This is a genomic window from Mesorhizobium sp. CA8 (assembly GCF_020164955.1).
GTDB lineage: Bacteria > Pseudomonadota > Alphaproteobacteria > Rhizobiales > Rhizobiaceae > Mesorhizobium.
This window is the reverse complement of sequence record NZ_JAIUHG010000027.1, coordinates 57,130-79,212: the sequence shown is the minus strand read 5'-3', so window position 1 is coordinate 79,212 and position 22,083 is coordinate 57,130. Positions and strand designations below refer to the sequence as shown.

Genomic DNA, 22,083 nt, shown 5'->3' with positions numbered 1-22,083 from the left:
CGCCGCACCTTCAGGCCGAGGTAACGGAATGGATCCTAGGATCTGCGCGACGCCACTTCGCGGCTGCTCCGCCCTAGGATGACGAAGTTCGGAAGGCTTCAGCCAATCTCGGGCGAGGAACTAGGCCTTTTTGCCGTGCTTGGCCAGATCCTGCGCAATCGACAGCCGCAGCAGGTCGGCCAACTCGCGCGCAGCGCGGTTCTCGGCGTCGATCTGCGCACGATAGGCCGCGAATTCCTGGCGCGGCCGGTCGAAGGACGAGGGTATCGAACGCTTGCCGACAGCAATCACCGTATTGGTCGCGGTGTCCCTGAGCACGTAATTCGCGGTCAGCGTGACCGTGCCGGCCGTCGGCTCGTCTTCCTGGGTCTGCACCTGCACGATGGCCGCCGATTCGACGAGCTCGGTGACGCCGAGATCGAGCGTGTAGGCCGGCGAGGCCGGCTCACCCGAGCCCTGCCCGAAGGCGAAGATCAGATTGTTGCGCACTTGCTGCGCGTAGCGGGTGTTGACCGGCTTGATCGAGATCGATGCGAGCTCCGCGGATGCGCTGAGCTGCGATCCGGGTGACAGCGGCTGGCTGGAATAGAGCGGCCGCACGGTGCAGGCCGAAACCAGCGCAAGCGCGGCGGCCATGCCGCAGACCGCCAGGCGGCCGCGCAGGCGGACCGGTTGTGACTTCACCGGATCAGGCAACGACATTGACGATCCTCTGCGGGACGATGATCACCTTGCGCGGAGCCTTACCTTCCAGTGCTTTTTGCACGAAGTCGAGAGCCAGCACCGCTTTTTCGACGGCACCTTGATCCGCGTCGCGGGCAATTGTCAAATCCCCGCGCTTCTTGCCGTTGACCTGCACCGGCAGCACGATCTCGTTGTCGACGACCAGCGCCGGATCGTAGACCGGCCAGGGCCGCTCGGCGACCATCTCCGTGCCGCCCAGCGCCTGCCAGCACTCTTCCGCCAGATGCGGCATCATCGGCGCGATCACATGCACCAGGATTTCCACCGCCTCACGGCAGGCGCCCTTTAGCTCCGCATCGGCCTTGCCCTCGGCGACGTCATTGAGCGGCGTGGCCAAGGCATTGGCCAGTTCGTAGATGCGAGCAATGGCGCGGTTGAAGCCGAGCCGTTCAATGTCTTCGCCGATCGCCTTCAGGATCTTGTGCGTGGCCTTGGAAACCACGCCCGCCTCGCCATCCTTCGCCGCCGCGGGCTTGACGCCGGGCAGAGATTCGGCCGCGATCTGCACCAGGCGCCAGATGCGCTGCACGAAGCGGTGCGCGCCGGCCGCACCCTCGTCGGTCCACTCGACGTCGCGCTCCGGCGGCGAGTCCGACAGCATGAACCAGCGCGCCGTGTCGGCGCCGTAGCCGTCGGTGATCTCTTCCGGGCTCACCGTGTTCTTCTTCGATTTCGACATCTTCTCCAGCGCGCCGATCGTCGCCTCCTCGCCGGTCGCGATCTCGACGGCACGGCGCTTGCCGCCCACATCCTCGAGCCTGACCTCGCCCGGCGACAGCCAACGTCCGTTGTTGGACGGGCCGCCGACGCGGTAGGTCTCGTGCACCACCATGCCCTGCGTGAACAGCCCCTTGAACGGCTCGGCCAGATTGAGGTGACCGGTCTCGCGCATGGCGCGGGTGAAGAAGCGCGAATAGAGCAGGTGCAGGATCGCGTGCTCGATGCCGCCGATATACTGGTCGACCGCCAGCCATTCGTCGGCCGCCTTCGGCTCGGTCGGCTCATTGGCCCATGGCGCGGTAAAGCGCGCGAAATACCACGACGAATCGACGAAGGTATCCATCGTGTCGGTCTCGCGCCGCGCATCGCGGCCGCATTGCGGGCATTTCACATGCCGCCAGGTTGGATGACGGTCGAGCGGGTTGCCCGGGCGGTCGAACTCGATGTCGTCGGGCAGCTTGACCGGCAGCTCGGCCTTCGGCACCGGCACGACGCCGCAGGCCTCGCAATGGATCATCGGGATCGGGCAGCCCCAGTAGCGCTGGCGCGAAATGCCCCAGTCGCGCAGGCGAAAATTCACCTTGCGCTCCGCCATCGGCCGGCCGCCGATGCTTTTCTGCTCCAGGAGCTTGGCCACTTCATCGAACGCCCTCTCGGGCTTCATGCCGTCGAGGAAGCGCGAATTGATCATCACCCCTTCGTCGACATAGGCTTCCTCGATGATCTGGAAGGTCTTCGCGTCGGCACCTTCCGGCATAACCACCGGGATCACCGGCAGGCCGTATTTGTTGGCGAAGTCGAGGTCGCGCTGGTCGCCCGACGGGCAGCCGAAAATGGCGCCGGTGCCGTATTCCATCAGCACGAAATTGGCGACATAGACCGGCAGCGTCCAATTCTCGTCGAACGGATGGACGACGCGGATGCCGGTGTCGAAACCCTTCTTCTCGGCCGTCTCGAGCGCCGCCACCGAGGTGCCCATGTGACGGACTTCGTCGATGAACTTCGCCAGCTCGACATTATCCTCGGCGGCCTTTCTCGCCAGCGGATGGTCGGCGGCGACCGCCATGAAGGAGGCGCCGAAGATGGTGTCGGGCCGGGTCGTGTAGACTTCCAGTTCGTTCGTGTCGCCAATCGGTGCCGCCAGCGGCCAGCGGATCAGCAGCCCTTCGGAGCGGCCGATCCAATTGTGCTGCATCAGCTTGACCTTTTCCGGCCACTCTTCGAGCCCGTTGAGCGAGTCCAGCAGGTCCTGCGCGAAGTCGGTGATCTTGAAGAACCACTGCGTCAGCTCGCGCTGCTCGACCAGCGCGCCCGAGCGCCAGCCGCGGCCGTCGATGACCTGCTCGTTGGCGAGCACGGTCATGTCCTCCGGGTCCCAGTTGACCTTGGAGGATTTGCGCGTCACCAGCCCCTTCTGGACGAAGTCGAGGAACAGCATCTGCTGCCGGTGGTAATAGTCGACGTCGCAGGTCGCGAACTCGCGCGCCCAGTCGAGCGACAGGCCCATCATCTTGAGCTGCTCGCGCATGACCGCGATGTTCTCGTAGGTCCAGTCCTTGGGATGGACCTTGTTCTGCATGGCGGCGTTTTCGGCCGGCATGCCGAACGCGTCCCAGCCCATCGGATGCAGCACGTTGAAACCCTTGGCACGTTTGTAGCGCGCCACCACGTCGCCCATCGTGTAGTTGCGGGTGTGGCCGATATGGATCTTGCCCGACGGATAGGGGAACATCTCGAGCACGTAGTATTTCGGCTTCGGGTCGTCGTTGCGGGCCTCGAACAGCTTCTTTTCGGCCCAGGCCTTCTGCCATTTGGGCTCTGACGTGCGCGGATTGTATCGTTCGGTTGCCATCGGATGTTTTTCACTTAAAAGCAGGTGCGCGGTGCTGGATTAAGGCGTGTTGATATTCAGGTCAGGACGAGCCGAAAATGGCGGTTCCGAGAACCGGAGCGGAGCGTACTTAAAGTACGTGAGCACCGGAAGCGCAGGAAACCGGCATTTGCAGGCCGGCATCACCTGAATATCGACACGCCTAGGCCGGCAGCCGAGACAATGTCGTCGCGGTGTTCACCATGGATTGCCGGACCCGTCAACTGCGGCGAGCCGGACCGGCCATGAAAACTATAGGCAGGATACTGGCATGACGAACGCCGTAGAGCGGCTTCAGGCGGTCAAGGCGAAGATCGCGAATGCCGAGCGCGAGGCGAAGCGCGCGCCAGGCGCCGTCACGCTTGTGGCGGTGTCGAAGACCTTCGCGGCCGAGGACATCCGCCCAGTCATCGAGGCGGGCCAGCGCGTCTTCGGCGAGAACCGCGTGCAGGAAGCCCAGGGCAAATGGCCGGCGCTGAAAGCGGCGTTCGCCGATGTCGAGCTGCATCTGATCGGACCGCTGCAGTCCAACAAAGCCAAGGAAGCCGTCGCACTTTTCCATGTCATCGAGACGGTCGACCGAGAGAAGATCGCCGCCGAGCTTTCAAAAGAAATGGCCCGGCAGGGCCGGGCGCCGAAACTCTATGTCCAGGTCAACACCGGCTCGGAGCCGCAAAAGGCCGGCATCGAGCCGCGCGAGGCGGTCGCCTTCGTCAAACGCTGCCGCGACGTGCATGGTCTCGCCATCGAAGGCCTGATGTGCATCCCGCCGGCCGATGAAAATCCCGGCCCGCATTTCGCGCTTCTGGAAAAGCTCGCCCGCGAGGCGGGCGTCGCGAAACTTTCGATGGGCATGTCCGGCGACTACGAAATCGCCATCGCCTTCGGCGCGACCAGTGTCCGGGTGGGCTCGGCGATCTTCGGCAGCCGGTGAGCGCCTGGATCACGCTCGTAACGATCTCGTTACCGGCCGGCCAATCGGACGATAACGCTGGCACGGGCGCTTGAAACGAAACGGGCCGTTCCTATTTACCCGGTGCACATTCACTCCTTTCTCGGGGAATCTCACCATGCGTTATAATCAGCTCGGCAATACCGGCCTGTTCGTTTCCGAACTCTGCCTCGGCACCATGACTTTCGGCGCCGCCGGCGAGAATGCCCAATGGGGCCTGATCGCCAGCCTCGACCAGAAAGGCGTCAACGAGATCGTCGCCCGCTCGATCGCCGCCGGCGTCAATTTCTTCGACACCGCGGACGTCTATTCCTTCGGCCAGTCCGAGCAGCTGCTGGGACAGTCGCTCAAGGATCTCGGCGTGAAACGTTCGGACGTCATCATCGCCACCAAGGTGCATGGCGCCATGGGCAACGGGCCGAACGAGCGCGGCTCCTCGCGCGGCCACATCATGGATTCGGTCGACGGCAGCCTTAAGCGGCTGCAGCTCGATCATATCGATCTATACCAGCTGCACGGCACCGACACGGTCACGCCGATCGACGAGACGCTGCGCGCGCTCGACGATCTCGTCGCCAGCGGCAGGGTTCGTTACGTTGGCGTCTCCAACTGGCAGGCCTGGCGTATCGCCAAGGCGCTGGGCATCGCCGAGCGCAAGGGCTTTCCCCGCTTCGAGACCATCCAGTCCTATTACTCGATCGCCGGCCGCGATCTGGAGCGCGAGATCGTGCCGCTGATCAACGAGGAAAAGCTCGGCCTGATGGTCTGGTCGCCGATGGCCGGCGGGCTGCTTTCCGGCAAATACGGCCCCGGCGCGCCCGGCAATGGCGAAGGCCGCCGCGCTTCCTTCAACTTCCCGCCGGTCAATGAGGACCGCGCCTGGGCCGCGGTTGCGGTCATGCGCGAGGTCGCCAGGAAGCACGACGTCAGCGTGGCCACGGTGGCGTTGGGTTATGTACTGGCCAAACCTTTTGTCATGAGTGTCCTCATCGGCGCCAGCCGCATGGACCAGCTCGAGCAGAACCTCGCCGCGACCGGCTTGAAGCTCGACGCCGACGACCTCGCCAGGCTCGACGAGGTGAGCGCGCTGCCTGCCGAGTATCCCGGCTGGATGCTGGAGCGGCAAGGCGCCGGCCGGCGTCCCGCGCCGTTCGTGCCGAAGGCGTAATTCCGTTCGCGCAGACAGGTCAGAGCCGCGTGCCATTGGCGCGCGGCTCTTTCTTCATTCAGAGACGAACGGTCTCCGCGAGGAAGTCGAGGAAGGCTCGGACGCGGGCAGGCAGATGCTTGCCCTGGCCGACATAGACGGCATGCGTCGGCTCCTCGTCGCCGGGATTGAACTCTTCCAGCAACGGCACGAGCAGCCCGGCGCAAATATCGGGTTCGACATGCCAGCGCGCCAGCCGGGCTATGCCGGCTCCTGCCAGCGTCGTTAGCCGCATCGCTTCGCCGTCGGTCAGCGACATGTTTCCGACAATCGGCATGATGATCGATTTGCCTGTCGCATCGACAAGGGGCCAGCCCTCGATGTGCCTGGCGAAGCCGAAGGCCAGCATGTTGTGGCGAGCGAGATCGGACAATGCGCGTGGCGTGCCGCGTGCTTCAAGATAGGCAGGCGACGCGACCAGGACCATCCGGCTCTGGCCAAGCTTGCGCGCAACCAGGCGTGACTCGCGCAGCGGCCCGGCACGGATAGCGACATCGGCGCGCTCTTCCAGAAGGTCGATGACACTGTCGGTCAGCACGGCTTCGACGAAAATCTCGGGATAATTCTCCAGGAAGCGCGGCAAGAGCGGCATCAGCCGGTGCTGGCCGAACGGCACATAGGAGTTGACCCTGAGCCTGCCGCGCGGTGCGGCGCCCGCCGCCGCTTCGCGCTCGGCCGCATCGAGATCGGCAAGGATGCGCAGGCCGCTGTCATGAAAGGCAGCACCTTCCGGCGTCAGTTGCAGCTTGCGCGTCGAGCGGCTGATCAGGCGCGCCAAGCCGCGCCTCCAGCCGCGCGATCAGCTTGCTCACCGCCGACGGTGTCATGCGCAACGCCCGCGCCGCGGCCGAGAAGCTGCCCGCCTCGACCACGCGGACGAACACTTCGATCTCGCCGGAGCGGTTGATGTCGGGTCTCGCCATTCGTGAATCTATTTCACAGAGAATATGCCGGACGCAAGGCTGGTTCACAGCTTGGCGGATTACGATGTTGCGTGTCGGGGGCGGACTGAGCGTCCCTTCCTGATCAACCGGACCGCAGCCATGCCTCTTGCTCTTTATGCCCTCACCGCCGGCGCCTTCGGCCTCGGCGTCACCGAATTCGTCATCATGGGCCTGCTACTCGATGTCAGCGCCGATCTCGGCGTCTCGATTTCGGCCGCGGGCCTGCTCATCTCCGGCTATGCGCTGGGCGTCGTCATCGGCGCGCCGCTGCTTGGTGCCGTGACCGGGCACCTGCCGCGCAAGACCTTGCTGCTTGCCCTGATGGTGGTCTTCACCGTCGGCAACCTCGCCTGCGCGCTGGCGCCCGACTATTGGACGCTGATGGCGGCCCGTGTGCTCACCGCCTTCGCCCATGCCTCCTTCTTCGGCGTCGGCTCCGTCGTCGCGACCGGCCTTGTCCCGCCCAACCGGAAGGCCTCGGCCATTGCGCTGATGTTCACCGGTCTCACCGTCGCCAACATCCTCGGCGTGCCCTTCGGCACCTGGCTCGGCCAGGCCTATGGCTGGCGTTCGAGCTTCCTGGCCGTCACGCTGGTCGGCGTCATCGCCTTTGCCGTGATCGCGCTGCTGGTGCCGCGCGACGAGCCCGCCGCCACGGAGGAAGAGGAGACCGCCGAAGGCACGCTCGCCGTGCTCGGCCGCCGGCCGGTGCTGCTCGGCCTGTTGACCACGGTGCTGAGCTGGGTCGGCGTCTTTGCGGCCTTCACCTATCTGGCGCCCATCCTCACCCGCGTCACCGGCTTTTCCGAGGGAGCCGTGTCGCCGATCCTGCTGGTCTTCGGCGGTGGCCTGGTGGCGGGCAATCTGCTTGGCGGGCGCCTTGCCGACCGCCATCTGGTGCCGACGGTCGTCGGCACACTGCTCGCGCTGTCGGCGGTGCTGTTCGTCATGACCGCCGCGATCCATCAGCCGGTCACCGCTATCGTCGCCGTCGGCCTGCTGGGTGCCGCCGCCTTTGCCACCGTCGCGCCACTGCAGATGTGGGTGCTGGAGAAGGCCAAGGGCGCAGGTCAGGGCCTGGCCTCCTCCTTCAACATCGCCGCTTTCAATCTCGGCAACGCCATAGGCGCCTGGCTCGGCGGCTTCGTCATCGACCATGGCCCCGGCCTCGGCGCCGTGCCCCTCGTTGCCGGCCTCGTGCCGCTCGCCGCGCTCGGTGTGGTGCTCATGGCGCTGCGCCTCGAACGCGGCCAGGCGATCGGCAAGCCGGTCACGGCGCAGTGCTGAGCGCTGATCCCTTCGACATCCAATCAGGAGAAAAAAGATGGACTATCGACCTCTCGGCGCCTCCGGCCTGAAAGTGCCCGCCCTTTCCTTCGGCGCCGGAACTTTTGGTGGCTCCGGCCCGCTGTTCGGCCATTGGGGCAACAGCGACGCGAAGGAAGCGCGCCGCCTAGTCGACATCTGCCTGGAGGCGGGCGTCAATCTCTTCGACACGGCCGATGTCTATTCGAACGGCGCTTCGGAAGAGGTGCTGGGCGAGGCCATCAAGGGCCGGCGCGATGCGGTGCTGATCTCGACCAAGACGTCCCTGCCGAAGGGCGACGGCCCAGGCGACTGGGGCTCGTCGCGCTCACGCCTGATCCGCTCCGTCAATGCGGCGCTGAAGCGCCTCGGCACCGACTATATCGACCTGCTGCAGCTCCATGCCTTCGATGCCTCGACGCCGCTCGAGGAGGTGCTGTCGACGCTGGATCAGCTCGTGCGCTCCGGCAAGCTGCGCTATGTCGGCGTCTCCAACTTCTCCGGCTGGCAGGTGATGAAGTCGCTCGGCCTGGCGGAAAAGCACGGCTACCCGCGCTATGTCGCGCATCAGGTCTATTATTCGCTGGTCGGCCGCGACTATGAATGGGAGCTGATGCCGCTCGGCCTCGACCAGGGTGTCGGCGCGCTGGTGTGGAGCCCGCTCGGCTGGGGCCGCCTCACCGGCAAGATCCGCCGCGGCCAGCCCTTGCCGGAAATGAGCCGGCTGCACGGCACCGCCGATTTCGGCCCGCCGGTCGACAACGAGCACCTCTTCAAGGTGGTCGACGCGCTGGAGGCGGTCGCCGCCGAGACCGGCAAGACCGTGCCGCAAATCGCCATCAACTGGCTCCTGCAGCGGCCGACCGTGTCATCGGTGATCATCGGCGCGCGCAACGAGGAGCAGCTCCGCCAGAACCTCGGCGCCGTCGGCTGGGCGTTGACGCCGGAGCAGATCAAGGCGCTCGATGAAGCGAGCGCGGTGACGGCGCCTTATCCATACTTCCCCTATCGCCGCCAGGAAGGTTTCGCCCGGCTGAACCCGCCGGCGGTGTGAAGCCGGCGCTGCCTAGTCGCCCCCCTCGAGGAGGAGATGTCTCCAAAGGCGACAGAGGGGGTCGTCTCACGTAGAGCGCCAACCTCCTCCGACCCTGCAAAGGTGCCGGCGCTCCACGCGGCAACCCCCTCTGGCCGCTTTGCGGCCATCTTCCCCTCAAGGGGAGAATGCGCCGCTTAATGCACCCGAAACTCCCCATCCACCTTCCGCCACTCGTTCGGCGCGATCAGCCTGTGATGCGTATAGGTGACCGAATGCAGCGGGCCCTCGAGCTTGGTCTTCCAGAACTCGATGAAGCGGATCAGCACGGGGAATTCCGGAGCTAGGTCATAGTCCTGCCAGACATAGCTTTGCAGCAGGTGCGGGTGATCGGGGTAGTGATAAAGGATCTTAGCCGTAGTCAGCCCGTATCCCCTGAGCATCAGATCCATTTCGGAATTGTCGCGCATTGCGTTTCCTTGGTTGATTCTCCTTCCTCCCAACGCTGAATTGTGCCCACGGTTGCTTAACTGTCTATCGATTTCTTCGCGGCTCTTCAAAATTTTTGTCGTTAAAACAGGTGGTTAGCAGCCGCGAAGCGAGAGTGCTGATAGCTGGCCCAATTGCCGGTGCGTCATCCCGCCGCGCGAATCCAACGTCTAATATTGCCGTCACGGCGGAACTGTTAATAATGCCCGCGAATTCGCGGCCGCTTCGCCGCGATGCTGTCGGCGTTTCAAGCCGGCGGAACGGTCCTGGAGGAAAGCTGAAAATGTCCGATGTCCATGTCCACCGCGTCCAGCCCGCGTGGAAGAAGAACGCGCTGATCGACAACGACACCTATCTCAAATGGTACGCCGACAGCGTGAAGAACCCGGACAAGTTCTGGGGCAAGCACGGCAAGCGGATCGACTGGTTCAAGCCCTTCACCAAGGTCAAGAACACCTCCTTCGACGGCAAGGTCTCGATCAAGTGGTTCGAGGACGGCCAGACCAACGTCTCCTACAATTGCATCGACCGGCATTTGAAGAAGCGCGGCGACCAGACCGCCATCATCTGGGAGGGCGACAACCCTTACGACGATCGCAAGATCACCTACAACGAGCTCTATGCCCATGTCTGCCGCTTCGCCAATGTCTTGAAGAAGCATGGCGTTAAGAAGGGCGACCGCGTCACCCTCTATATGCCGATGATCCCGGAAGCGGCCTATGCGATGCTCGCCTGCACGCGTATCGGCGCCATCCACTCGGTCGTGTTCGGCGGCTTCTCGCCGGATGCACTGGCCGGCCGCATCGACGACTGCAAATCGACCATTATCGTCACCGCCGACGAGGGCCTGCGCGGGGGCAAGCCGATCCCGCTCAAGGACAACACCGACAAGGCGATCGAGATTGCCGCCAGGGCCGGCACCAAGATGGAAAAAGTCGTGGTAGTGCGCCGCACCGGCGGCAAAACCGGCTGGGTGCCGGGACGCGACGTCTGGTACCACGAGGAGGCGCAGACCGTTAAGGCCGACTGCAAGCCGGAGAAGATGAAGGCCGAAGACCCGCTGTTCATCCTTTACACTTCCGGCTCGACCGGCAAGCCGAAGGGCGTGCTGCACACCACCGCCGGCTATCTCGTCTATGTCTCGATGACGCACCAATATGTCTTCGATTACCATGACGGCGACATCTACTGGTGCACGGCCGATGTCGGCTGGGTCACCGGCCACAGCTATATCGTCTACGGGCCTTTGGCCAACGGTGCCACGACGCTGATGTTCGAAGGCGTGCCGAACTATCCCTCGCAGTCGCGCTTCTGGGAAGTGATCGACAAGCACCAGGTCAACATCTTCTACACCGCGCCGACGGCGCTGCGCGCGCTGATGGGCGCCGGCGACAGCCATGTGAAGAAGACCTCGCGCAAGTCGCTGCGCGTGCTCGGCACGGTCGGCGAGCCGATCAATCCGGAAGCCTGGGAGTGGTATTACAACGTCGTCGGCAACGCCAAGGTACCGATCGTCGACACCTGGTGGCAGACCGAGACCGGCGGCATCATGATCACGCCGCTGCCCGGCGCCACCGACCTCAAGGCCGGCTCTGCCACGCGGCCCTTCTTCGGCGTCCAGCCGCAGCTGGTCGACGGCGACGGCAAGGTCCTGGAGGGCGCCACCGACGGCAATCTCTGCATCGCCGATTCCTGGCCGGGCCAGATGCGCACCGTCTATGGTGACCACGACCGTTTCGTGCAGACCTATTTCTCGACCTACAAGGGCAAATACTTCACCGGCGACGGCTGCCGCCGCGACGAGGACGGCTATTACTGGATCACCGGCCGGGTCGACGACGTCATCAACGTTTCCGGCCACCGCATGGGAACGGCCGAGGTGGAATCGGCGCTGGTCAGCCATGACAAGGTGTCGGAAGCCGCCGTCGTCGGCTACCCGCACGACATCAAGGGCCAGGGCATCTATTGCTATGTCACGCTGATGGCCGGCACTCCATCGAGCGAGGAATTGCGCAAGGAGCTGATCGCACATGTCCGCAAGGAGATCGGCGCCATCGCCACGCCCGACAAGATCCAGTTCGCGCCCGGCCTGCCGAAAACCCGTTCGGGCAAGATCATGCGGCGCATCCTGCGCAAAATCGCCGAGGACGATTTCGGCGCGCTCGGCGACACCTCGACGCTCGCCGATCCGGCCGTGGTCGACGACCTCGTCGCCAACCGCCAGAACAAGAAGGGCTGATGGCAGGCGAGGCAATCCTCGGCACCGTCAGCCAGCTCTGGCGCTATCCGGCGAGCTCGCTCGCCGGCGAGCGGCGTGATGCCATCTCCGTCGGGCTGAAGACCGTCGATGGCGACCGGCTGTTCGGACTGGTCGACGCCTCCGGCGAGATCGCCAGGCCCGACCGCGAAGCCAGATGGCACAAGGTGCCGCTGATCCGCACCCGGTTGAGCGAGGCTCCGATGAACAAGGAATGGCGGCTCGAACTGGCGGTGCCCGGCGGCGAATGGCTGCCGGCGCCGGATCCTGAAAGCGACCGCGCGGTATCGGCCTTTCTTGGCTTCGAGGCCTCGATCCGGCCGTTCGGCGCGCAGAACGCACCGCCCAGCTACGCCGGCCCGCTGACCGAGGCGCGCTATGCCAAGGCGCCGATCCATCTGCTCACCACCGCCTCACTGGCCAGGCTGAAGGCGCTGCACCCCGAGGGCGCGCCCGATCCGCGCCGCTTCCGCCCCAATATCGTCGTCGACATGCCGCCGGTCGAAGGCGCTTTTCCCGAAACGGAATGGATCGGCAAGAAACTCGCGGTCGGCGATCTGCTGCTCACCGTCTCCGAACCCTGCCGCCGCTGCGGCTTCACCATCATCGCCCAGGACGGCTTCGACACCGACCCCGGCATCCTGCGCAATTTGGTCCGCCATAACGCTCACAATCTTGGCGTATACTGCACGGTCGACCGGCCCGCACGGATCGAGATCGGCGCGCCGATGCGCTTGATGGACTGAAGCGGGTCGGGTCTACCGGTACAAATCCGCCCGTGTCGGCGGCAGGCCGCTCGGGCCGCGGGCGCGCTTGGTGGCGACAGTCTGGAAAATCTGCGCCGAGGCGCGCTCGAAGGTGATCGAGCAACCCGTCAGATAGAGCAGCCACAGCCGCGCCTTGGGCTCGCCGACCTCGGCGACCGCCTCATCGAAGCGCGCGTGCAGACGCTCCGCCCACAGGCGGCAGGTTTGCGCGTAATGCTCGCGCAGGTTCTCCACGTCATAGACGAGGAATCCGTGCGCCTCGAGATTGCCGAGCGTCATGCCGATCGTGTCGAGCCGCCACCGGGAAAGATGTATTTGATCAGGGCCTTGTATTCCGGCCCCTTGCGCAACGTCTTGCGGAGGTCGCCCTTGCTGCGCCTGGTGATGGCGTGATGCAGATAGATCCCGCCGGGCTTGAGCAGGCGATTGACGGCCGAGAAGTAGGCGTCGTGATTGGCGAGCCCCAGATGCTCGAACATGCCGATCGACGAGATCTTGTCGAACGTGCCTGAGAGTTCGGCATAGGATTTTATCTCGATGGTGATGCGATCCTCCAGCCCCTCGGCGCGAATGCGTTCGCGGGCAAGATCGGTCTGGGCTTGCGACAGCGAGACGCCATGGCCGAAGACGCCGTAGTTCTTCGCCGCATGGATGAGCATCGCACCCCAGCCGCAGCCGATGTCGAGCAGCTTTTCGCCGGGCTTCAGCCTGAGCTTGCGGCAGATGTGGTCGAGCTTGTCGACTTGCGCCTGGTCGATCCCATTGGCGAAATCGTGGAAATAGCCGCAACTATAGACCATGCGCTCGTCGAGGAAGAGCCGGTAGAAATCATTCGAAATGTCGTAATGGTGCTGGATCGCCTCCTTGTTCGATCCGCTGACGAAAGGCTTACGGCCGGAAAGGTCGCTGCGCGCCGTCATCTGCTTACGCGAAAACAACACCATGGGCAGGTCGCGCAGGATCGCCAGCTTGGGCAGGGATTTGAACTTCGTCTTGAGCTTGCCTTGCGAAGGCAGGGCATAAAAATCGAACAGCGTGCCTTCTTCGATATCGACCGTTTTGGAAATCCACATCTCCACCAGCGTCGAGAAGGTCGGCCGGCGAACCAGCTGCCAGACGATATCCTGATCGTTGATGGCAAGCACCGGACCGCCGGCGGGTCCGATCCGCTCGCCCGTCCACAGCCGGACCGCAAAACCCGGCTTCAGCGTTTCGACGACCTTGCGTACGATCCGCGCGGCTCTGTCGGCGGCGTCCATGCCCACCTCCCGATATATCGCCCCCAAAGCCGCACTGTCGTCCACCGGCCTGTGGACCGCAATCCCGATCTGTTGCGCAAAAGCACCGCAAGAGCAGTTTCCCGGCTCGTGGCACGACCATTCCGTTGCGTCATCTTGTCTTTTGCCGCGGCGCACCCCATCATCTGAGTGTGTTCAACGAACTGAAAGGAGGTGATCCGATGTCGAGTGATTTCGTTTTCCACAACGTGAGCTCCGCGGATTGCACTTCCGGGAAGCAGTCTTCCCGTTAAGGCGCGAGACGCGCGGCAGGTAGCCCGTGGGGCTGCCGCCAGGAGCCGCGTCATGGACGGAAACACGGAAGGCCGCCGGCTTCGTCAAGAAGCGGCGGCCTTTTCCGTTTGGGGTCGGCTTTCAATGGGCGGGATGGCCGCCGTTATCTGGTTACCGTCAGCTTGCCGATGTTGCGCACGATATCCTGGAAGGCCTGGTCAAGCTCGGTGCCGCTGGCCGCCTGATAGAAATGCTTGGCATTGCCGGTATCGGGGCTGCGCATGATTGCAGCGTCGACTTGGCGTTTTTCTCCGTGAGGGCGAAGCCGATTGTGAATATTTCGATGCCATGGTCGCGCATCGCCGCGCAGAGTGTCGTGGCCGCGGTTCGCGTCTGCACCTTGCCGGCGTCGTTATAGACCTGATCGGGGCTGTTGGCGTCGAAATAGGACAGGTTGAATTCGCCGTCGGTCATCAGGATCACGTATTTCGCCACCCTCTTCGGATCCATCTTGGCTGGCCGTTGCGAGGCCTTCATCACGCTGCCCCAGTTCTCCGAAAGCATGTACCAGGCCCATTGCACGCCGATATGACCGGCGGTGCCGCCGGAGGCATCGAGGTCCTTGATAACGTTGTTCAGAGCCGACGCATCCGTGGTCAGCGGCTGTATTGTCGCGACGGGGCAGGCTCGCGTGTGTGTCTGCTTGGCAAAGTCGGACAAATAGAGATCGCGGTTGACCATGCTCACGTCGGGACCAGCATCCGAATATTGATAGGCGCCCTTGCGCTCGGTTGCGCAGTTCCGGTCGCGTCGATGCCGAGACGTATTTCGGGTCGTCGTCGCCCGGCGCCTGCTTGCGCTCGCTGGCCTTGGTCTCGACAAAGACCGTGCTTGCAGCGAGCGAGCCGACATTGACCGAGTTGGCATAAGGCACGATCGCCACCCGCACCCGCGGATTGGCGGCGTTCTGGCCGGTGAGGAAGGAGTTGACGGCATTGCCGGCCGCTGTCCTGAGGTCCTTGATCTTCTGGCCCGCCATCGAACCGGTGACGTCGAGCATCATCGCCACCTCGATGGTCTTGTCGGAATAAAGCGCCGTGGTCGAGGCGGTCACGCGCCGCATGTTGCTGGTGCTGAACAGCGGGAAAAAGAGGCCGACATCGACATGCGCATCCGCCCGTACCGTATTGGCCGTCCTGTTGACCGTGAGCTTGTCGAGCACGACCTGGTTGGCCTGCAGTGTGCCGGCCGTGCTGTTGGCGTCGAGAAACGCCTGCACGGTTTTGTTGGCATCGGTTTCCGTAATGACGCCGAGGGTGAGATCGTGGGCCGTCGAGGTCACAGCCGCGTCGACGACGCCCTGCAAGCTCGATCTCGCATCGTAGAGTTGCGAGATATTGACCGCGAATCCCACCCCCAGCGCGAGGACAGATGCGGCAGCTCCGAACAGAACCGCCAAATTGCCTTCGCGATTCCGGGTAAAGCCGTCCACCCCACGAACGACACCTCTGAACTGCCGCATCCCATCCGCCTCCATCGTCTGCGGCTTCGCGCCGCTCGGCAGAGGCGTTGCAGGAATTCGGCCATACCCGGCCGGCAGTCGCCGAAAGGCGCTTAACAGGCAGTTAACCAATTGTTTTTGCTGGCTTTCGGCGAAGTTAAAGGTGAATGCGAAGTAAATGAAAATGCACTGGAGAGGCGACCTTCATGAAGCGCTTACCATAATCTCGAGGGCTGTCGCGGTCGTTCTCTCTTCGGCACAATCGAACTGTGCCGAAGCGGGCCAGCGGCTGCCGTGAGCCGTGATGGAACAGGGCGCGGCCGGAGAGTCTTGGGGCGAGGAAAGCGCAACAGCCATTCTCGGGCCGGCATCACCTGAACATCAACCGACCTCTATGCCAGCATCTGCGCGCTGGCCGTCCGATCGACGCCGTGATGCGGCGGATTGAAGAGATGGCCCTCCTGCTCATAGGTCCAGACCTTGAACAGGGTGAGTCGGTGCGGGCCGAAACTGTGCAGCAGTGGCACGTCGGTGGCGTCGCGGCCGCGCGCGATGACGACGCGGCCGATGCGGGGCCGGTTGTGACGCGGATCGAACGTGTACCATTTGCCGTCGAGGTAGACTTCCATCCAGGCCGAGAAATCCATCGGCGCCGGGTCGACCGGCACGCCGATATCGCCGAGATAGCCGTTCACATAGCGCGCCGGAATGTTCATGCATCGGCAAAGCGAGATCGCCAGATGCGCGAAATCGCGGCATACCCCGACACGCTCCTCATGCGCCTGGGCCGCCGTGCGTGTGGCGCGCGCATAGCCGTAGCCGAAGGAAAGCCGGCTGTTGACATAATCGACGATCGCCTGGACGCGCGCCCAGCCGGGCGGCAGCTGGCCGAAAAGCTGCCAGGCGGTGTCGCTGAGATGGTCGGTCTCGCAATAGCGGCTGCCGAGCAGATAGACCAGCACATCGTCCGGCAGTTCCGTGACCGGCGTTTCGTGCGCCAGCGTGTTCACCTCGTCGGTCTCGCCGCTGTCCTCGACCGCCGCGTCGTAGAGGATGCGGAAGTTGCCTGCCGGCGCCGTGAAACGACGGCAGATATTGCCGTGGCGGTCGCGATAGGTCCGGGTCGGCACCGAGGGCGAGGTCAGAACCCGCGTCTGCCGTTTGATGTCGGCATGGCGTTCGGGATGAATGTCGAGAAGCGATATGATCGGCGTCACCGCCGCGCATTCGATGGCGATTTCATAGCCGAGCCGGATCAGCATCGCATGCCCCCTTGGTGATTTTGGAAAGACTGCCCGTTCAACGCTGCGAACCGGAGCTTGTTCCCGTGCCGGGATGAAATGGCGGCGTCTCGCCTTCTCAGCTCGTGCCGGCCGGTCTAGACTGGGGTTCGCGTTTCGCCCCTTCCCGAAAACGATTCTCCAGGACATCCGATGTTTGCAGCCAGAAAATTCGCCGCCTTCCTGTTCGACATGGACGGCACGGTGCTCAACTCGATCGCCGCGGCGGAACGGGTGTGGGCGAAATGGGCGGAGCATCACGGGCTCGATGTCCCGGCCTTCCTGCCGACGATCCATGGCAGGCGCGCGCGAGAGACGATCGCCGCGCTGCAACTTCCGGGGGTCGATCCGGTTGCGGAGGCGGATTTGCTGCTCAAGGCCGAAGCCGACGATCTCGAAGGCATCGTCCCTATCCCCGGCGCCGTCGCGTTCCTGGAATCGCTGCCACCGGAGCGCTGGGCGATCGTCACCTCGGCGCCGCGCGAACTGGCGCTGCTGCGCATCAAGGCGGCCGGCATTCCGGTCCCGGCCATGATGGTCACGGCCGAAGACGTCACCCACGGCAAGCCGGCGCCGGACTGCTTCCTGCTGGCGGCAAGCCGTCTCGGCGTCGAGGCGCGCGACTGCCTGGTCTTCGAGGATGCGCCGGCGGGCATCGCGGCGGGCGAGGCTTCCGGCGCGTTGGTGATGGTGATCGGCGCCACGCATGTCCACCCCCTCGTCACGCCACATCCGGCAATCCTTTCCTATGACGAACTCGGCATCGCGGTGGACGTCAGTGGCTGGATCGCGCTCGCGCCCGAGCGCGCGGTCGCTTAGAAGTCGGTGGCGAGCCCCTTCACCTCCCAGTCGCCGTAGCGGCCGGGCTCCTTGCCGCCGCGGCCGCCGATTTCCTTCGGCAATTGCGCTTCCGCCGCCCGGTAGTTCCGGCGACGCGCTTCGGCTTCGGCCAATGCGCGCTGCGCCGCTGGGGTCAGCGTTTTTTGCAGCTCTTTGGTCGTTGCAACTGCTTCGGTTTTGCTGGGTTCTTCGGTCATGCGATACTCCCGCCGATTGAAACGAAGACCGGCGCCTCCCATCATATAGCCATGATACGAGAAGGATCGACCCTTATTCGCCACAACGTCAGACGGATGAAACGATGAACACGCTTCGCACCGCCATGCTTCTTGCCGCCATGACGGCGCTGTTCATGGGCGTCGGCTATCTGATCGGCGGCTCGGGTGGCATGATCATCGCGCTTTTGATCGCCGCCGGCACCAATCTGTTCAGCTATTGGAACGCCGACAAGATGGTGCTGTCGATGAACCACGCCGTAGAGGTCGACGAGAAGAATGCGCCCGAATATTACGCGATCGTCCAGGCGCTGGCCAAGCAGGCCGGCCTGCCGATGCCGAAGACCTATCTGATCGACAACCCGCAGCCCAACGCCTTCGCCACCGGCCGCAATCCCGAAAATGCTGCCGTTGCGGCGTCCACCGGCCTGCTCGAGCGGCTCTCGCATGAAGAAGTCGCGGCGGTGATGGCGCATGAGCTTGCCCATGTGCAGCATCGCGACACGCTGACCATGACGATCGTGGCGACGCTTGCCGGCGCCATCTCGATGCTCGGCAATTTCGCCTTCTTCTTCGGCGGCAGCCGGGAGAACAACAATCCGTTCGGCTTTGTCGGCGTGCTGGTGGCCATGCTGGTCGCGCCTCTTGCCGCCATGATCGTGCAGATGGCGGTGAGCCGCACCCGCGAATACGAGGCCGACCGGCGCGGCGCCGAAATCTGCGGCCACCCGCTATGGCTGGCCTCGGCGCTCAACAAGATCGCGCGCGGCGCCGAACAGATCCCCAATGAGGATGCCGAGCGCAATCCGGCGATGGCGCATCTTTTCATCATCAACCCCCTGCATGGCGAGCGCATGGACAATCTGTTCTCGACCCATCCGAGCACGGAGAACCGCATTGCGGCGCTGCAGGAGATGGCGCGCGCGATGGCCGGCGCCGCGCCGGCTAGTCGGCGCGCGGCTTCTCCGCCACCCATCCAGCCCGAGGAGCCATCAGCGGGGCCATGGGGTAAGCCGGCAGACCCGGTCTCGGAGGCCGAACCGCCGCCGCCAAAGCCCAATCCCTGGGGCCGCAACCCGACCGGACCGCGCAATGTCCGCTCGAAGGGGCCCTGGTCGTGACGCCGCCGAGGCGCGGACATTCAGCCTATCCGGAACGCAATGCCGGTGACGAGATAGCCGGCCTTGCCGCGCGCAAGGCAGCGGCGCGGCTGCTTGCCGCCGTCATCGACGCACGCACGCCGCTGGACGGGTTGAGCGACAACGAGCACGGCCATCCGCAATACAAGGCGCTGGACAGCCGCGACCGCGCGCTGGTGCGCGCCATCCTGGTGACCGCGCTGCGCCACCGCATGACCATTGCCGGGTTGCTGTCGAAGCGCCTGGAAAAGCCGCTGCCGCCCAACGCCACGGCGCTCTCGCATATCCTCCATGTCGCCGCCGCGCAGATCCTGTTCCTCGATGTTCCCGACAGCGCCGCCGTCGACCTTGCCGTAACCCACGCCAAGTCCGATCCGCGAACGCTGCGCTTTTCAGGCCTCGTCAACGGTGTGCTGCGCTCGCTGGCCCGCGCCAAGGAGGCCGAGCTTGCCCCGGCGCTTGCCGCCACCAACGAGGCGCCGCAATGGTTTTCGGAGCGGCTGACTGCCGCCTGCGGAGCGGACAAGGCGCGCGCCATCCTTGCCGCGCATCGCCACGAGGCGGCGGTCGATTTCACGGTCAAGGCCGACCCCACGCTCTGGGCCGAGCGGCTGGGCGGTATCGTGCTGCCGACCGGCACGGTGCGTGTCGAAAAACTCGCCGCCAATGTCGCCGACCTTCCCGGTTTCACAGACGGCGCCTGGTGGGTGCAGGATGCCGCCGCAAGCCTTCCGGCTCGCCTGTTCGGCGACATCAGGGGCCAGCGCGTTGCCGATCTGTGCGCCGCGCCCGGCGGCAAGACGGCGCAGCTTATCCTGGCCGGCGCGCAGGTCACCGCTGTCGACGCCTCGAAGAACCGGCTGGCGCGGCTCAAGCAGAATCTCGACCGTCTCGGTCTGACGGCCGATCTCGTCCAGGCCGACCTCCTGGATTACCGGCCGGGGCACTTGTTCGACGCCGTGCTGCTCGATGCGCCCTGCTCCTCGACCGGCACGGTGCGCCGCCACCCCGACGTGCCCTGGACCAAGACCATGGCGGATGTCGAAAAGCTCGCCGATCTCCAGCGCCGGCTGCTTGCGCATGCTGTCGGCCTCGTCAGGTCCGGAGGACGGATCGTGTTCTCCAACTGCTCGCTCGACCCGATCGAGGGGGAGGAGCTTTGTCGCGCCTTCCTCGCCGGCAAGCCCGGCGTCGCCGCCGATCCGATCCGGACCGGCGAATTTGCCGGCCTCGATCCATTCCTGACGTCGGATGGGACATTGCGCACCACGCCGGCCGATCTCGCGCTGGAATCGCCCGGGATTTCAGGCCTGGACGGCTTCTTTGCCGCGCGGATGAGACGGACCGATTGAAGGTTATCTAATAAAACTTGCTGACTTTTTTAGGGACGGCACGGGCAAGGCGGCGTTAAGCGGTTCACTTCGACGAAATCCGCCTTCGCATAAGTTCTTGAATCGCATAAGCTTGTGCTTGGGTTATGGGGACATCAGGAGGGCTATTGGCACTTGTTGCCGGCAGCACGACGCGTCTTTGGACGCTTGTCGCGAGGGAGTTCTGGCGCAAAACGCGCCAGCGCCTCCGCGCCGGGCCGATCTATCGCTGGCGCTATTCCGGCCGCACGCCCGAACGCGTCCTGATCGCCCCGCCTGACCTGCGGCTTGCCGATCCGCAGATCGCGCTGGAGATCTATTACGGCCGCTACCCGCTGTCCGGCCATCTGGTCGAGACTGGCGGCAGGTCGCCCTTCCAGGTCGACGTGCCCAATCGCGGCTGGCAGAAATCGCTGCACGGCTTTCGCTGGCTGCGCCACATGCGCGCCACCGGCACCGAGCTTGCCGCGGCCAATGCCAGGGCGCTCGTGACCGACTGGATCGCCATGCACGGCAACCAGATTTCGGGCATCGCCTGGGAGCCCGGAACGACGGCCAAGCGCGTCATCGCCTGGCTGCAGCATTCCACGGTGGTGCTGCAAGGCGCCGAATTTCCCTTCTATCGCGCCTTCCTCAAATCGCTCGCCGTGCAGATCCGTTACCTGCGTTCGATGGCACGCGAAATGCCGGATGGCGAAGGCAGGCTGCGCGCCCGTATCGCGCTCGCCTTCGCGGCGCTATCGCTGCCGGCGCCGGCCTCGGCGCTGCGCGCCGCGACGCGCAATCTGGCCGAGGAGCTCGACCGCCAGATCCTGCCTGATGGCGGCCACATCTCGCGCAACCCGATGGCGGTGCTGGAACTGCTGGCCGATCTCCTGCCGCTGCGCCAGACCTATGCCAACCAGGCCGAGGCGCCGCCGTCGGCGCTGATCGGCGCCATCGACCGCATGCTGCCGGCGCTGCGTTTCTTCCGTCACCAGAACGGCAGCCTCGCCCGCTTCAACGGCATGGGCGCTACCATCCACGACCGCATCGCCACCATCATGCGCCATGACGACACGGCGGGCGCACCGCTGCTGCATGCGCCGCATTCCGGCTACGAGCGTCTGTCGATGGGTGGTGTGACGGTGATCGCCGACACCGGCCTGCCGCCGCCGGTCGAGGTCTCCAACGCAGCACATGCCGGCTGTCTCGCCTTCGAACTCTCCTCCGGCCGCCACCACTTCATCGTCAATGCCGGCATCGACACCTACGGCGCCCCGGAATTCCGCCCGCTCGCCCGCGCCACCGCCGCGCATTCGACTGCCACTATCAACGACACCTCCTCAGCGCGCTTCAGCCACTCGCTGCGCGTCAGCGATCTTTTGGGTTCGCCGCTGATCGGCGGCCCGCAGCATGTGCCCTGCAAACGCCTCGACCAGAAGGGCGTGCACGGCTTCGTCGCCCGCCATGACGGCTATGTCCAGCAATTCGGCTTCCTGCATGAGCGCGAGCTGAAGCTGACCACGAACGGCAACGTGCTCGCCGGCCGCGACCGTTTCCTGCGCCCGGGCAATGCGGCGATCCGCAACAACGGCCGCGACTTCGTCACGGTGCGTTTTCATGTCCACCCCGATATCGGCCTGCTGCAGGACGACCACGACCGGCTCACTCTTGCCGCCGCCCAGGGCGACAGCTGGGTCTTCACTTGTGCCGAGGTGGCGCCGGAGGTCGAGGAATCGATCTACTTCGCCGGATTGGGCGGCCCACGCCGCAGCCGGCAGATCGTGCTCGCCTTCAAGGCCTCGGAAATTGCCGAGGTCCACTGGCAACTGACCCGCACCGATATCGCCGGCCATCCCGAGAACAACTGAATTTCGGACAAACCCAGCTGCGTGCTTGATTTCCGAGACTCACTTGATTTCCGGGCCTCATATGCTAGGGCCGGCCAGCATCCCCT

General features: G+C 64.6%; 16 protein-coding genes and 2 pseudogenes. 10 read left to right on the top strand and 8 right to left on the bottom strand.

The genetic code is table 11. The features are described from left to right. Positions 1–120: 120 nt before the first annotated feature. Both lptE and leuS read right to left on the bottom strand, forming a co-directional pair. Positions 121–702, bottom strand: a complete 582-nt coding sequence (lptE, locus tag LB553_RS24800) for an LPS assembly lipoprotein LptE (protein WP_224517041.1) — start codon at positions 700–702, stop codon at positions 121–123. Further along, on the bottom strand, positions 689–3,316 hold the full coding sequence (gene leuS, locus LB553_RS24795) for a leucine--tRNA ligase (RefSeq protein WP_224517039.1): 2,628 nt from the start codon (positions 3,314–3,316) through the stop codon (positions 689–691). Before leuS ends, lptE begins: the two co-directional genes overlap by 14 nt. 289 nt (positions 3,317–3,605) lie before the next feature. Here leuS and LB553_RS24790 point away from each other — a divergent pair, with 289 nt between their 5' ends. Together LB553_RS24790 and LB553_RS24785 are read left to right on the top strand one after the other, a co-directional pair. Then, the gene (locus LB553_RS24790; protein WP_224517036.1) at positions 3,606–4,268 is read left to right on the top strand and encodes a YggS family pyridoxal phosphate-dependent enzyme; all 663 of its coding nucleotides are present in this window, start codon (positions 3,606–3,608) and stop codon (positions 4,266–4,268) included. Positions 4,269–4,404: 136 nt separating this feature from the next. After that, positions 4,405–5,454 (top strand): aldo/keto reductase, encoded by a 1,050-nt coding sequence (locus LB553_RS24785; RefSeq protein WP_224517034.1) that lies wholly within the window; start codon positions 4,405–4,407, stop codon positions 5,452–5,454. A 58-nt stretch (positions 5,455–5,512) separates the two neighbouring features. Here the strand turns inward: LB553_RS24785 and LB553_RS24780 are convergent. Continuing rightward, positions 5,513–6,416: pseudogene (locus tag LB553_RS24780) on the bottom strand (LysR family transcriptional regulator). A gap of 120 nt (positions 6,417–6,536) precedes the next feature. Here LB553_RS24780 and LB553_RS24775 point away from each other — a divergent pair. Together LB553_RS24775 and LB553_RS24770 are read left to right on the top strand one after the other, a co-directional pair. Beyond that, on the top strand, positions 6,537–7,724 hold the full coding sequence (locus LB553_RS24775) for an MFS transporter (RefSeq protein ID WP_224517032.1): 1,188 nt from the start codon (positions 6,537–6,539) through the stop codon (positions 7,722–7,724). A 37-nt stretch (positions 7,725–7,761) separates the two neighbouring features. Next, on the top strand, positions 7,762–8,796 hold the full coding sequence (locus LB553_RS24770) for an aldo/keto reductase (RefSeq protein WP_224517030.1): 1,035 nt from the start codon (positions 7,762–7,764) through the stop codon (positions 8,794–8,796). Positions 8,797–8,972: 176 nt separating this feature from the next. On the opposite strand, the gene LB553_RS24765 is transcribed toward LB553_RS24770, so the two are convergent. After that, positions 8,973–9,245, bottom strand: coding sequence for an usg protein (locus LB553_RS24765; RefSeq protein WP_224517029.1), 273 nt, complete (start codon positions 9,243–9,245; stop codon positions 8,973–8,975). Between the two features lie 302 nt (positions 9,246–9,547). Between LB553_RS24765 and acs the strand changes: the two genes are divergently transcribed. After that, the gene (gene acs, locus LB553_RS24760; protein ID WP_224517027.1) at positions 9,548–11,503 is read left to right on the top strand and encodes an acetate--CoA ligase; all 1,956 of its coding nucleotides are present in this window, start codon (positions 9,548–9,550) and stop codon (positions 11,501–11,503) included. Next, entirely contained in the window at positions 11,503–12,267 is a 765-nt protein-coding gene (locus tag LB553_RS24755) for an MOSC domain-containing protein (RefSeq protein ID WP_224517025.1), read from the top strand. The genes acs and LB553_RS24755 overlap by 1 nt, the downstream gene beginning before the upstream one ends. Positions 12,268–12,279: 12 nt before the next feature. Here the strand turns inward: LB553_RS24755 and LB553_RS24750 are convergent. The 3 genes and pseudogenes from LB553_RS24750 to LB553_RS24740 form a co-directional block, all read right to left on the bottom strand. Further along, a pseudogene (locus LB553_RS24750) lies at positions 12,280–13,547 on the bottom strand (class I SAM-dependent methyltransferase). A gap of 664 nt (positions 13,548–14,211) precedes the next feature. Further along, the gene (locus LB553_RS24745) at positions 14,212–15,321 is read right to left on the bottom strand and encodes a TadE/TadG family type IV pilus assembly protein (protein WP_318011526.1); all 1,110 of its coding nucleotides are present in this window, start codon (positions 15,319–15,321) and stop codon (positions 14,212–14,214) included. Between the two features lie 371 nt (positions 15,322–15,692). Beyond that, the gene (locus LB553_RS24740; RefSeq protein ID WP_224517023.1) at positions 15,693–16,562 is read right to left on the bottom strand and encodes a transglutaminase-like domain-containing protein; all 870 of its coding nucleotides are present in this window, start codon (positions 16,560–16,562) and stop codon (positions 15,693–15,695) included. A gap of 171 nt (positions 16,563–16,733) precedes the next feature. On the opposite strand from LB553_RS24740, the gene LB553_RS24735 reads away from it, so the two are divergent. Continuing rightward, positions 16,734–17,399 carry an HAD-IA family hydrolase gene (locus LB553_RS24735; RefSeq protein WP_224517021.1) on the top strand — a complete coding sequence of 222 codons (666 nt, stop codon included), beginning with the start codon at positions 16,734–16,736 and terminating at the stop codon, positions 17,397–17,399. Here LB553_RS24735 and LB553_RS24730 read toward each other — a convergent pair. Continuing rightward, positions 17,396–17,617 carry a DUF1674 domain-containing protein gene (locus LB553_RS24730; protein ID WP_224517019.1) on the bottom strand — a complete coding sequence of 74 codons (222 nt, stop codon included), beginning with the start codon at positions 17,615–17,617 and terminating at the stop codon, positions 17,396–17,398. The genes LB553_RS24735 and LB553_RS24730 overlap by 4 nt on opposite strands. A gap of 104 nt (positions 17,618–17,721) precedes the next feature. Between LB553_RS24730 and htpX the strand changes: the two genes are divergently transcribed. The 3 genes from htpX to LB553_RS24715 all read left to right on the top strand — a co-directional run bounded on the left by htpX (position 17,722) and on the right by LB553_RS24715 (position 21,997). Further along, positions 17,722–18,756: a zinc metalloprotease HtpX gene (htpX, locus tag LB553_RS24725; RefSeq protein ID WP_224517018.1), complete on the top strand. Its 1,035-nt coding sequence runs from the start codon at positions 17,722–17,724 to the stop codon at positions 18,754–18,756. After that, on the top strand, positions 18,747–20,126 hold the full coding sequence (locus LB553_RS24720) for an RsmB/NOP family class I SAM-dependent RNA methyltransferase (RefSeq protein WP_263484215.1): 1,380 nt from the start codon (positions 18,747–18,749) through the stop codon (positions 20,124–20,126). The genes htpX and LB553_RS24720 overlap by 10 nt, the downstream gene beginning before the upstream one ends. A 125-nt stretch (positions 20,127–20,251) precedes the next feature. Beyond that, positions 20,252–21,997, top strand: a complete 1,746-nt coding sequence (locus LB553_RS24715) for a heparinase II/III family protein (RefSeq protein ID WP_412033377.1) — start codon at positions 20,252–20,254, stop codon at positions 21,995–21,997. The last annotated feature ends 86 nt before the right edge of the window (positions 21,998–22,083 follow it).

Bases quoted from the DNA above. Each gene is read 5' to 3' on its own strand.
- lptE (WP_224517041.1), bottom strand. From the start codon at position 702: ATGTCGTTGCCTGATCCGGTGAAGTCACAACCGGTCCGCCTGCGCGGC.
- leuS (WP_224517039.1), bottom strand. From the start codon at position 3,316: ATGGCAACCGAACGATACAATCCGCGCACGTCAGAGCCCAAATGGCAG.
- LB553_RS24790 (WP_224517036.1), top strand. From the start codon at position 3,606: ATGACGAACGCCGTAGAGCGGCTTCAGGCGGTCAAGGCGAAGATCGCG.
- LB553_RS24785 (WP_224517034.1), top strand. From the start codon at position 4,405: ATGCGTTATAATCAGCTCGGCAATACCGGCCTGTTCGTTTCCGAACTC.
- LB553_RS24775 (WP_224517032.1), top strand. From the start codon at position 6,537: ATGCCTCTTGCTCTTTATGCCCTCACCGCCGGCGCCTTCGGCCTCGGC.
- LB553_RS24770 (WP_224517030.1), top strand. From the start codon at position 7,762: ATGGACTATCGACCTCTCGGCGCCTCCGGCCTGAAAGTGCCCGCCCTT.
- LB553_RS24765 (WP_224517029.1), bottom strand. From the start codon at position 9,245: ATGCGCGACAATTCCGAAATGGATCTGATGCTCAGGGGATACGGGCTG.
- acs (WP_224517027.1), top strand. From the start codon at position 9,548: ATGTCCGATGTCCATGTCCACCGCGTCCAGCCCGCGTGGAAGAAGAAC.
- LB553_RS24755 (WP_224517025.1), top strand. From the start codon at position 11,503: ATGGCAGGCGAGGCAATCCTCGGCACCGTCAGCCAGCTCTGGCGCTAT.
- LB553_RS24745 (WP_318011526.1), bottom strand. From the start codon at position 15,321: ATGCGGCAGTTCAGAGGTGTCGTTCGTGGGGTGGACGGCTTTACCCGG.
- LB553_RS24740 (WP_224517023.1), bottom strand. From the start codon at position 16,562: ATGCTGATCCGGCTCGGCTATGAAATCGCCATCGAATGCGCGGCGGTG.
- LB553_RS24735 (WP_224517021.1), top strand. From the start codon at position 16,734: ATGTTTGCAGCCAGAAAATTCGCCGCCTTCCTGTTCGACATGGACGGC.
- LB553_RS24730 (WP_224517019.1), bottom strand. From the start codon at position 17,617: ATGACCGAAGAACCCAGCAAAACCGAAGCAGTTGCAACGACCAAAGAG.
- htpX (WP_224517018.1), top strand. From the start codon at position 17,722: ATGAACACGCTTCGCACCGCCATGCTTCTTGCCGCCATGACGGCGCTG.
- LB553_RS24715 (WP_412033377.1), top strand. From the start codon at position 20,252: ATGGGGACATCAGGAGGGCTATTGGCACTTGTTGCCGGCAGCACGACG.